Genomic DNA, 10,177 nt, shown 5'->3' with positions numbered 1-10,177 from the left:
AGATGCACGACAGCTAGAGTTTCTCTAGCGCAGTGTGGGGGGCGACCCGCGTCGAGCGGGTCGCCCTCTTTCGCTCCCAGCACGATTGGTAAACATGACGACGACCGCCCCTGCACCTCTCGCACCAACGGATACCGTCACTGGTCCACGACGTTCTTCTGGTGGTGGCAGCCCTCTGCTGCGTTTCATCATCGTGCGGTTCCTGCTGATCTTCCCCACAATATTCATCCTGGTCACGATGGTGTTCCTGTTGATGCGCACGATCGGCGACCCGATCACGGCGGCGTTGGGTGGTCGACTGAATGCCGACCAGCTGGCCGTGCGAATTGAGGCCGCCGGCTACAACCGGCCCCTGGTCGTTCAGTATTTCGAGTACATCGGGCAGGTGTTCACCGGCAACTTCGGCACCGCTATCAGCGATGGCCGGCCCGTGTTGGAGTTGCTGCTGACCTACGGTGGCGCCACCCTCGAGCTCGCGTTCTACGCCCTGCTCGTGGCCTTCATCGTGGGAATTCCGCTGGGGATGCTCGCCGCCTACCTGCGCGACCGCTGGCCAGACGCGGTGCTGCGTATTTTCGCGATCCTCTGTTACGCAACCCCGGTGTTCTTCGCCGGGCTTCTACTCAAGCTGGTGTTCTCGGTGTGGCTGAAGGTGCTTCCGGTGGCCGGACGCGGCAGCACTCGCACCGAACTGCAGATGGGCAAACTCGAGAATCGCACAGGCATCTACCTGGTCGACGCGATCCAGCTGGGAAGTCCCGTCGCAATTGCCGATGTGCTGCAACACGCGGTGCTACCGGGCCTGGCGCTCGGCTTGCTGACCGCGGGGGTGTTCCTGCGCCTCGTGCGCACCAATGTGATCGGCACTCTCTCGATGGATTACGTCGACTCGGCGAGGTCACGAGGGGTCAGTGAATATCGCCTCGTGCGCAGGCACGCCTATAAGCCGGCTCTCATCCCGATCATCACGGTCATCGGCCTTCAGATCGCGGTGCTCCTGGGTGGTGCGGTCCTGACCGAGACCACCTTCGAGTGGAAGGGCCTCGGCTTCAAGCTGGCCGAGTACCTAAGTGCTCGCGATTTTGTTGCGGTGCAGGGCATCGTGGCCCTGCTGGCGGTGATCGTCGCCCTGAGCAACTTCATCGTCGACATACTCGCGGCGCTCATCGACCCGAGGGTGAGGTACTGAAATGTCGTCCATCACCATGCCGACTCGCCTCACGCTGCTCTGGCGCCGCCTGCCCGTCGTGCGCCAGTTGCGCCAGAGCGTTGGCCTTCAGCGCGGGATGCTTATATTCGGCCTGGTCATCACGGGCCTGTTCCTCCTGACCGCTATTTTCGCGCCCCTTCTTGCCCCCTACGGTTTCGCTCAGTTGAAAGACGAGAACGGTAACTTTGGAGCGCAACAGCCTCCCGGCGGAGCGCACATTCTCGGCACCACCGTCGGCGGCTATGACGTGCTCTCCCGGGTGATCTGGGGCACCCAGACCGCTCTGGGCGTTATCGTGGTCGCCGTGGTGCTCTCGATCTTTGCCGGAGTGCTGCTCGGGCTGGTCTCGGGTTATCTCGGGGGCTGGCTCGATCGAATCCTCGTGGTCATTGCCGATGCCGTGTTCGCCTTCCCGACGCTTCTTCTTGCGATCGTTGCCGCGATCGTCATCAGCGGGGGCCAGTCGAAGGTATTCTTCGGCATCCTGGCGGCGGCGATCTCGATCACGGTGGTCTACATCCCACAGTATTTCCGAGTGATCAGGGCCGAGACCGTGAGAATAAAATCTGAGGCATATGTGGAGTCGGCCAAAGTGATCGGCTCGAGCACCTCCCGCATCATGTTCCGCCACGTGCTGCGCAACGCCACCCGCACCCTGCCGTTGATCTTCACCCTGAACAGCTCCGAGGCCATCCTGACGCTCGCCGGGCTGGGATTTCTTGGCTTCGGCATCGAGCCGACGTCTGCCGCCGAGTGGGGCTACGATCTCAACCGCTCCATTTCCGACGTGACGAGTGGAATCTGGTGGACGTCGCTGTTTCCCGGCGTTGCCATCGTGCTCGTGGTGCTGGGCATCACGCTCGTGGGGGAGAGCCTGAATGACCTGGCCGATCCGCGACTCAGGGCGAGGCGCCGGGCCGACGCGCCTGTCTCCGCCACCGCGGCCACCGCGGCAACCGACACAACGGCAACCAACACCACGGGGGCAACGGCATGACGCGCGTAGTGGACATCAGGGACCTCGAGGTCACCTTCGCCACCGATGGGGGCGCGGTGGTCGCCGTCGACAGGGTGTCGCTGTCGGTGGATTCGGGTGAGGTGCTCGCGATCGTCGGCGAAAGCGGCAGTGGCAAGACCGTCACGGCAAAGACCATCCTCGGGCTCCTTCCCGAGACCGCGGTGACCCGTGGGGCGATAGTGCTCAACGACCGCGAGGTCGTTGGCCTGACCAGTTCGCAGTTGAGAGAGATCAGGGGCACCGACGTCGCCATGGTCTTCCAGGAGCCGTCGCTCGCGCTGAACCCGGTGTTCACAGTCGGCTGGCAGATCATGGAGGGACTGCGGGCGCACAAGGGCTTCGACCGAAGAAAGGCCCGGGCGAGGGCGATCGAGATGCTCGGCAAGGTCGGAATTCCGGACCCCGAGGAACGCATCGACTACTACCCCCACCAGTTCTCGGGTGGGCAGAAGCAGCGCATCGTGATCGCCATGGCGCTTGTCCTTGATCCCGAATTGATCGTCGCCGACGAGCCCACGACGGCGCTCGATGTAACGGTACAGGCGGAGATTCTCGACCTGCTGCGGCGGTGTCGCGACGAGTTCGGCACCGCGATCATCCTGATCACCCACAACATGGGAATCGTCGCCGACCTCGCCGACCGCGTTGCCGTGATGTACCAGGGCAACGTGGTGGAGGAGGCGGGCGTCGAGAAGCTTTTTTCCGCACCAGAGCATCCCTATACCCAGCGACTGCTCGCCGCCGTGCCGCGGGTCGGCAGCGGTGGCGCAAGGGCCACCGCACGGGTCGCCGAGCGCGTGGCATCCGGAACGGTGAACACCGCCGCTCCCGTCGTGGTGGCAACAGACCTGGTAATTGAGTACGGCGGTCGGTTCGGGCGTCGCGGGTTCCGGGCGGTCGACGGCGTCAGTTTCACGATCTCTCCCGGCGAGGTGCTCGGGCTGGTGGGCGAGAGTGGCTCCGGCAAGACGACCATCGGTCGTGCGATCGGCGGGCTGACGAAAATCACCGGTGGCTCACTGGAGGTGCTCGGCCACGAGATGCTCGGCATCCGCGAGCGCGCCTTCAGGCCGGTTCGTCGTGACATCGGATTTGTTTTCCAGGATCCGGCGTCGAGCTTCAATCCGTTGCTGACCATCGCCCAGTGCGTGGCCGAGCCTCTCATCGTTCACGGCGAGGCGAAGGATGCCGCGGCCGCGCGTGCGCGTGTCGACGACCTGCTCGAAGCGGTGCAGTTGCCGCGATCGTTCGCGGATCGGTTCCCGCACGAGCTCAGCGGTGGCCAGCGCCAGCGCGCCAGCCTGGCTCGTTCGCTCGCACTGCGTCCGACCCTGCTTATCGCCGACGAACCCACGAGTGCCCTGGATGTCTCGGTGCAGGCGCGTGTACTCGAGCTGTTTGCCGAGCTTCAGAAAGAACTCGGATTTGCCGCGTTGTTCATCAGCCACGATCTCGCCGTCGTCGACATGCTCTCCGACCGGATCGCGGTGCTGTTCAAGGGCAAGCTCGTGGAGGAGGGCACCGGCGAGCAGGTTCTCGGCTCGCCGCAGCATCCATACACCCAACGATTGCTGGCTTCATTGCCTGTGCCTGATCCCATTGAGCAGGCCCAGCGTCGCGCAGAACTCGCTGCGCTGCGGGCGGCTGATTAGATCGTGTCCGGTGAGAACATCGACACCGCTGCCCCCGCCGTCAGTGCGAGGGATCTGTCTCTGCGTTATAACTCCCGCAGCCCTGAAACACGGTCCGTTGCTCTTGACGGGGTCACCTTCGATATCGCTCCCGGCGAGGTGCTTGCCGTCGTGGGCGAGACCGGGTCGGGCAAGAGCACCCTGGCCCGCGCCATTGCGCTGGAGGCCGATTGGCTCGACGAGGCATCCCCTCGCATCAGTGGTGGCGAATTGACCGTGCTCGGCACCCGGATCCGCGGAATCTCCCGTCGTCGTCGCGGAAGACTTGGACTCTACGTCGGATACGTGCAGCAGGAGGCGGGCGATCGACTCCAGCCGCGGCTGACCGTGGGCGAGAACGTTGCCGAGCCAATCTATGCTCGCGACCGTCGGTTCAACCAGAATGATGCTGGCGAGGCGGTGGCGACCGTCATCGATGCCGTTCGGCTTCCGCTGACCACGATGAACCGGTATCCGCACGAGTTGAGCAAGGGCCAGCGGCAGCGAGTGGCGATCGCTCGGGCGATGATCCTCGAGCCCAGATTGCTGGTGGCGGATGATCCGACCGCCGGCATCGATGTGACGGCTCGCCGTGCCATCCTCGACATCATCGTCTCCCTGCAGCGCGAACGGGGCTTCTCTGCCCTCATCGTGACTGCGGATCTTGCGGAGGTACGCCGGGTGAGCACCAGGGTTGCGATCATGCATCGGGGGGTGATCGTCGCGATCGGCACGCTCGACGAGGTGCTGGATCGCCCCGAACACCCCTACGTAAAGGGGCTCCTGCGATCGCTCGAGCGGCCAGGTTCCGGCACTGTGCCACGGTCTCGCCAATGAACCGGGCCCCGTCACTGCGTGACGCCCTACTCCCGGGTATTCAGCCGCATCGTCGCCCCGGGGAGCACCGCGATCCCGTGGCTGTCACCGCACGTCCGATACGGGGCGCGCGACCGGTGGCCGGGCCTGTCGCAGTGCTGCCCTTCGATAGCGAGGCCTTTGCGGCGGCGGTCAGAGCGGGCGGCGGCGAGGTTGCGCCGCTCGACGAGAACACTCGTGCAGTGGTGTGGCTGAATCTCGACTGCGCAGCACTCGGGGCCGTTCTGGAACAGCATCCCGCGATTGAGTGGGTGCAGCTGCCGATGGCAGGCGTTGAGAGCTTCTCGCCGCTCTTCGACTCCCAGGATGATCGGCCGCTGCCACTCTGGACCAGCGCCAAGGGTTCCTTCGCCGAGCCCGTCGCCGAGCACGCGGTTGCCCTTACGCTGGCAGTGCTGCGGGGCATACCCGAGAAGAGCCGATCAACCAGCTGGGCAGACCCAAAGACCGGCGTCACCCTCTACGGTCGCCACATTCTGATCGTCGGGGCGGGGGGCATCGCTCTCGAGATCATGCGCCTGCTCGCTCCGTTCGAGGTGTCGGTCACGATCGTGCGAAGGTCGGCAGACCCTCTACCGGGGGCGCACGCTACGGTCACGACAGCACGACTCATGGAGGTGCTACCGGATGCCGACGTTGTCATCCTGGCCGCCGCCGCGACGGGGGAGACGGAGCTCCTCATCGGCCCCGAGCAGCTCGCCGCGATGAAGCCGAGCGCCGCGCTGGTCAACATCGCGCGCGGGCGACTCATCGACCAGGACGCCCTCGATGCGGCGTTGCGAGCCGGCCATCTCGCCGGAGCCGGTCTCGACGTGACCACGCCAGAACCCCTGCCAGACGGTCATCCACTCTGGACCGCGCCCCGCTGCGTCATCACATCGCATTCGGCAGACACGCCCGAGATGACAGAACCACTGCTGGCGGAACGGATCCGTGCGAACGTGGCAGCGTTGCGCGGAAACGGCGCTTTTGTCGGGATCGTCGACCCGGTTGCGGGATATTGAGCGGCCCTGAATGACGCGCTGAACGCACCTACCGGGTCGGTCGTTGTCGCCCCGATTTTGTGAACCCGCAACCTTTGGTAAAGTAGCCAAGCTAAACGCCAATCCTCGATAGCTCAATTGGCAGAGCAGCCGACTGTTAATCGGCAGGTTCATGGTTCGAGTCCATGTCGAGGAGCTAAGGCCCGAGTCCTCCACGATTCGGGCCTTTTGAGATTCTGGCCTTGTGAGATTCTGGCCTTGTGAGATTCGGGCCTTTTGTTGCGGGGCACCGCCCGTGCCGTGCTTGCCTAGCCCTCCAGATCGTCTTCGCCCGGTAGCCAGCTCTGGTCGGCAACGCCCCAACCCTTTTTACGAATCACCTTCGCCGCCGCTTTGGACCGAGCATGATCGAGCCGATCGGAATACAGGGTGCCATCAAGATGGTCGTACTCGTGCTGGAAGATGCGCGCCAGCCAGCCGTCTGCTTCGATTTCGAATGTCCTGTGGTCAAGGTCGGTGGCCCGCAGGATCACCCTGGGTGAGCGACGCAGTGCGAATCGCTCACCGGGAAGAGAGAGGCATCCCTCTGATTCCTCGTCGTCATCCGGTTCGCCGATGGGCGTGGGGGCGAGCCACAATTCGGGGTTGATGGCCACACCGCGCCACTGGATCTCGTCGTCGTCGATCCAGTTGTAGACGAAGAGTCGAAGGCCGACTCCGACCTGGGGCGCCGCGAGACCGACACCGGGAGCCTCCGCCATGGTCTCGAACATGTCGTCGACGAGGGTGCGAAGAGTCTGGTCGAACGCAACTACCGGTTCGGCGATCGCGTGAAGTACCGGTTCGCCGGTGATTCGGATGGGGAGCACGGGCATGCCTCCAGAATAACGGAGAGCAAACGGGTAGATTCGTCGGGTGCAGCCCGACCTCACTGATCTCGCCGACAAGCTTGGTGGCAATGCGCCCATCGGGATCGCCCTCGCCGTCATCGCGGCGGTGCTCCTGGCGCTGGGAACCCAGTTCCAGCACGGGGGAGTGGCGGTCGTGGATGAGAGGTCCGGTCACGAGGGCAAAACCGGGCTCAGTTTCGGCCAGCTTCGCTCCCTGCTCGCGCGGCCGTCGTGGGTGATCGGCACGGCGCTGCTCGGCCTCGCTATCGTGCTGCAGCTCACCAGCCTGACTCTGGCGCCGATCACGGTTGTGCAGCCGCTCGGCGCGATCGCGCTGGTTATCACCGCGATCGTGAACTCCCGGATAACGGGGGTACCGCTTGATCGCGTGTCGATCCGGGCGATCGTGATTTGCGTGAGCGGCGTTGCGGTGTTTGTCGCGATTGCTGCGTTTGTCACTGAAAAGCATCCGGTCACGGCGACCCAGCTCTCGATCGTGCTGATCATCCTGAGCGTGGTGCTGGCGGTGTTCATCGCCCTGTTCGTGGTGATCCGCCGCCGGGCGCCGAAGCCGATCTTTTACGTCATCGCGGCCGGGGTGCTGTTCGGTTTCGTCGTGACTCTGGCCAATGTGGTCATTGGTCGCATCCAGACGATCGTGCAGAAGGAATTTGCGTTCAGCTCTGCCGACATCCTGACCCTGTTGTGCCTGATCGGGCTGATCGCCGCAGCGCTGCTCGGCACGTATTTTGTGCAGACCGCGCATTCCTCCAACCCACCCGACCTGGTCGTCGCCGGTCTCACCGTGATCGACCCGATCGTGGCCGTCGCGATCGGAATCATCGTGCTCGGCGAGGCCGCAGGTGCGCCGTTCTGGGCGGTGCTGGTGTTCATCGCCGCAGGCGGGTGCGCCGTCTGGGGCGTGATCTCGCTCTCGCGCCATCATCCACAGGCCCTGGCCAATACGCCGCTCGCCGACGTGGCTGAGGAGCGCTCACAGAACCCGTGAGGTACGGTGTACAGCGTGCCTGACGCCCCCCGCAGTTCTCCCCACGACGGCAAACCTCGACTGCGCATCCTCATGGGCGCAGACACGTTCTGGCCCGAGATCAATGGCGCCGCGAGCTTTATTGCACGGCTGTCTGCCGGTCTTGCCGAGCGTGGGCACGACGTTCATGTGGCGGCTCCGTCGTATTCGAATAAGAAGCTCGGTGCGCAGATCGAGGAGCACGAGGGCCAGAAATTCACCGTGCACCGCATCTATTCGTTGCGCTGGTACCCGCACCCGTGGCTGCGTTTCTCGCTGCCCTGGCGTATCAAGCAAAACAGCGCACGCATCCTCGATCGGGTCAAGCCCGATGTCGTGCACTTCCAGTCGCACGTAGTCATCGGTCGCGGCATGACAATCGAGGGCAAGAAGCGCGGAATTCGCATCATCGGCACCAATCACTTCATGCCCGAGAATCTGCTCGAATACACGCTGATCATCCCGCCCTTCCTGACTAAACAGGCCATCAAGGCCGCATGGGGCGCGGCCGATCGGTCGTTCCGGCGGGCCGAGCGAGTGACCACCCCGACGCGCAAGGCGGCGGAATACCTCGAGGCAAACACGTCCGTCGAGGGCGTGCTGGCCATTTCCTGCGGAATCGACGCCCACAACTACACCCCCAATATGCAGCCGCGCACCGATAACCTCATCGTCTTCCTGGGGCGTGTGGTCGAAGAAAAGCAGATCGACAAACTGATCAGGGCCTTCGCGGTACTCGATTCATCGCTGGATGCCCGGCTCGAGATCGTAGGAGGCGGCGACCAGGAGGGCAGGCTGAAGTCGCTGGCCGCGCAACTGGGCGTATCCGATCGCATCACGTTCACCGGCTATGTGGATGAGGCCTACCTCCGCCACGCGCTCACCCGAGCAAGCGTCTTCGCGATGCCCTCGATCGCGGAGTTGCAGAGCATCTCGACCATGGAGGCGATGGCGTCGGGCCTGCCGATCGTGGCCGCTGATGCGATGGCGTTGCCTCACCTCGTTCACGACGGAGAGAACGGGTTCCTGTTCGAGCCCGGCAATGTCGCGCAACTCGCCGAGAAGCTCACCGCCGTGCTCTCGATGTCGCACGAAGAGATCCTGAAATTCAAGAAGGAAAGTCTCACCATCGTCGAGTCGCACGACATTCAGCGCACCCTTGACACCTTCGAGTCGCTCTACCGCGGTGAGGCCGTCAATGGCGATGTGACCGCCCCAGCGACGGCCGAATCCGGCCAATAACGAGCGTTCGGTCGGCCCGATCTTCACGTCAGAATCTTTTTTTGAGAGTGTTCTGGCTTTCTGCTGTTTTCGGCGTGATTACCGGCTGCAATGTCGGTGGTTACCGATGGACTTCAGTCATGGAAGGCTTCGTCTCACTGCTCGATCCGCGCAATCCTGACGTGCGCGTCGAGCTGGGAATGGCGCGAGCCGAGTACGCCCTGCGAGCCTCATCGATGGCCTTCGCCGAACAGCTGGCGGCCATCCACGAGACCCTGATCGAAGCCAGGGCCTTTCCCGAAATCTTCGTCGGGCCCTCGTATCTTTCGATTCCGGATGCCGTCGCCTTCGCCGAGCGCGCGGCCATCGCCGACCTCGCGGTGCGTCTCGGTCTCGCCGAACAGACCGTTCGCGCGCAGGCCGAGCAGGCGCGAGTTCTGCTGCTCTGCGCTCCCCGCGTCTGGAGTGGTTTCCGTGACGGTGACATCCCCGCTCCGAACGCCAGGATTGTCGCCGATCTCGCCGCCACCCTGCCCGCGACCGCCTGGCTGGCCTTCGAAGACGCCATCGTCGAGGCCGCATCGACCGTGGCGCCCGCACGCTTTCGTGGCTGCGCTCGTGCCGCGCGAGAGCGGGTGCAGCCCGAGGCCGCCGCCGAGCTGCATCGCCGCACCGCCGAAGAACGCCGTGTCTGGGTCGAGCACGACATCGACGGTATGTCATGGCTCACCGCATACCTGCCCTCCGCCGTCGCCCAGCGCGCCATGGCGCATCTGGATTGTGTTGCGCAGTCTCTTGTGTCCGCGCCAGACGAGTCGCGCACGCTTGCGCAACTCCGGGCCGACGTCGCGGGTGATCTGCTGGCGGGCGTGCTCGGCAGCGAGGGCCCGCATGTGGGTGTGGCGGTTGGCGTCATGGTGCCCGTGCTCACCCTGCTGGGTCTCAGTGAGCAGCCGGGCACGCTCGAGGGTTACGGCCCGATCGACGCCGACACGGCGCGCGAACTGGCCGGGCACGCTCCGTCGTTCATTCGAATCCTGACCGATCCGATCACAGGCACCATTCTCGACATTGATCGCACCGCCTACCGGGTGCCGGCCGACCTGAAGCGCTGGCTCCAGATGCGCGACGGCACGTGCACTTTTACCGGATGCGGTCGGCGCGCCGCCGACTGCGACCTCGACCACAACATTGCCTGGGCCGACGGCGGCACGACCAGCGCAGGCAACCTCTCGCATCTGTGCCGAAATCATCACCGGTTGAAACACAACAGCAGGTGGAA

At 64.3% G+C, this 10,177-nt stretch carries 9 protein-coding genes and 1 tRNA gene; 9 read left to right on the top strand and 1 reads right to left on the bottom strand.

Annotated elements, in window-relative coordinates:
- Positions 1 to 94: 94 nt before the first annotated feature.
- From RMN95_RS16830 to RMN95_RS16805, 6 genes are all read left to right on the top strand, one after another.
- A complete protein-coding gene (locus RMN95_RS16830; RefSeq protein ID WP_309618054.1) occupies positions 95 to 1,189 on the top strand; it encodes an ABC transporter permease in 1,095 nt (364 codons plus the stop codon).
- Position 1,190: 1 nt separating this feature from the next.
- Complete coding sequence (locus tag RMN95_RS16825; protein WP_309618053.1) at positions 1,191 to 2,207, top strand: ABC transporter permease; 1,017 nt, start codon at positions 1,191 to 1,193, stop codon at positions 2,205 to 2,207.
- Entirely contained in the window at positions 2,204 to 3,880 is a 1,677-nt protein-coding gene (locus RMN95_RS16820; RefSeq protein ID WP_309618052.1) for an ABC transporter ATP-binding protein, read from the top strand. Before RMN95_RS16825 ends, RMN95_RS16820 begins: the two co-directional genes overlap by 4 nt.
- Before the next feature lie 3 nt (positions 3,881 to 3,883).
- Positions 3,884 to 4,735: an ABC transporter ATP-binding protein gene (locus RMN95_RS16815; RefSeq protein WP_309618051.1), complete on the top strand. Its 852-nt coding sequence runs from the start codon at positions 3,884 to 3,886 to the stop codon at positions 4,733 to 4,735.
- Positions 4,732 to 5,778: a D-isomer specific 2-hydroxyacid dehydrogenase family protein gene (locus RMN95_RS16810; protein ID WP_309618050.1), complete on the top strand. Its 1,047-nt coding sequence runs from the start codon at positions 4,732 to 4,734 to the stop codon at positions 5,776 to 5,778. Before RMN95_RS16815 ends, RMN95_RS16810 begins: the two co-directional genes overlap by 4 nt.
- A 102-nt stretch (positions 5,779 to 5,880) precedes the next feature.
- Positions 5,881 to 5,953 (top strand) — tRNA-Asn (locus tag RMN95_RS16805).
- A gap of 112 nt (positions 5,954 to 6,065) precedes the next feature.
- On the opposite strand, the gene def is transcribed toward RMN95_RS16805, so the two are convergent.
- Positions 6,066 to 6,632, bottom strand: coding sequence for a peptide deformylase (gene def, locus RMN95_RS16800; protein WP_309618049.1), 567 nt, complete (start codon positions 6,630 to 6,632; stop codon positions 6,066 to 6,068).
- Positions 6,633 to 6,672: 40 nt separating this feature from the next.
- On the opposite strand from def, the gene RMN95_RS16795 reads away from it, so the two are divergent.
- The 3 genes from RMN95_RS16795 to RMN95_RS16785 form a co-directional block, all read left to right on the top strand.
- Positions 6,673 to 7,656, top strand: coding sequence for a DMT family transporter (locus tag RMN95_RS16795; protein ID WP_309618048.1), 984 nt, complete (start codon positions 6,673 to 6,675; stop codon positions 7,654 to 7,656).
- 72 nt (positions 7,657 to 7,728) lie between these two features.
- A complete protein-coding gene (locus RMN95_RS16790; protein WP_309618055.1) occupies positions 7,729 to 8,916 on the top strand; it encodes a glycosyltransferase in 1,188 nt (395 codons plus the stop codon).
- 119 nt (positions 8,917 to 9,035) lie between these two features.
- Positions 9,036 to 10,177 (top strand): DUF222 domain-containing protein (locus RMN95_RS16785; RefSeq protein WP_309618047.1); only part of this gene is annotated, 1,142 nt, incomplete at its 3' end.

The sequence above is a fragment of the Salinibacterium sp. genome (assembly GCF_031364185.1).
Taxonomy (GTDB): domain Bacteria; phylum Actinomycetota; class Actinomycetes; order Actinomycetales; family Microbacteriaceae; genus Rhodoglobus.
This window is presented reverse-complemented; position numbering and strand designations above follow the sequence as displayed.

Excerpts from the sequence above, each read along its gene's own strand:
- RMN95_RS16790 (WP_309618055.1), top strand. The coding sequence starts at position 7,729 with ATGGGCGCAGACACGTTCTGGCCCGAGATCAATGGCGCCGCGAGCTTT.
- RMN95_RS16820 (WP_309618052.1), top strand. The coding sequence starts at position 2,204 with ATGACGCGCGTAGTGGACATCAGGGACCTCGAGGTCACCTTCGCCACC.
- def (WP_309618049.1), bottom strand. The coding sequence starts at position 6,632 with ATGCCCGTGCTCCCCATCCGAATCACCGGCGAACCGGTACTTCACGCG.
- RMN95_RS16830 (WP_309618054.1), top strand. The coding sequence starts at position 95 with ATGACGACGACCGCCCCTGCACCTCTCGCACCAACGGATACCGTCACT.
- RMN95_RS16810 (WP_309618050.1), top strand. The coding sequence starts at position 4,732 with ATGAACCGGGCCCCGTCACTGCGTGACGCCCTACTCCCGGGTATTCAG.
- RMN95_RS16825 (WP_309618053.1), top strand. The coding sequence starts at position 1,191 with ATGTCGTCCATCACCATGCCGACTCGCCTCACGCTGCTCTGGCGCCGC.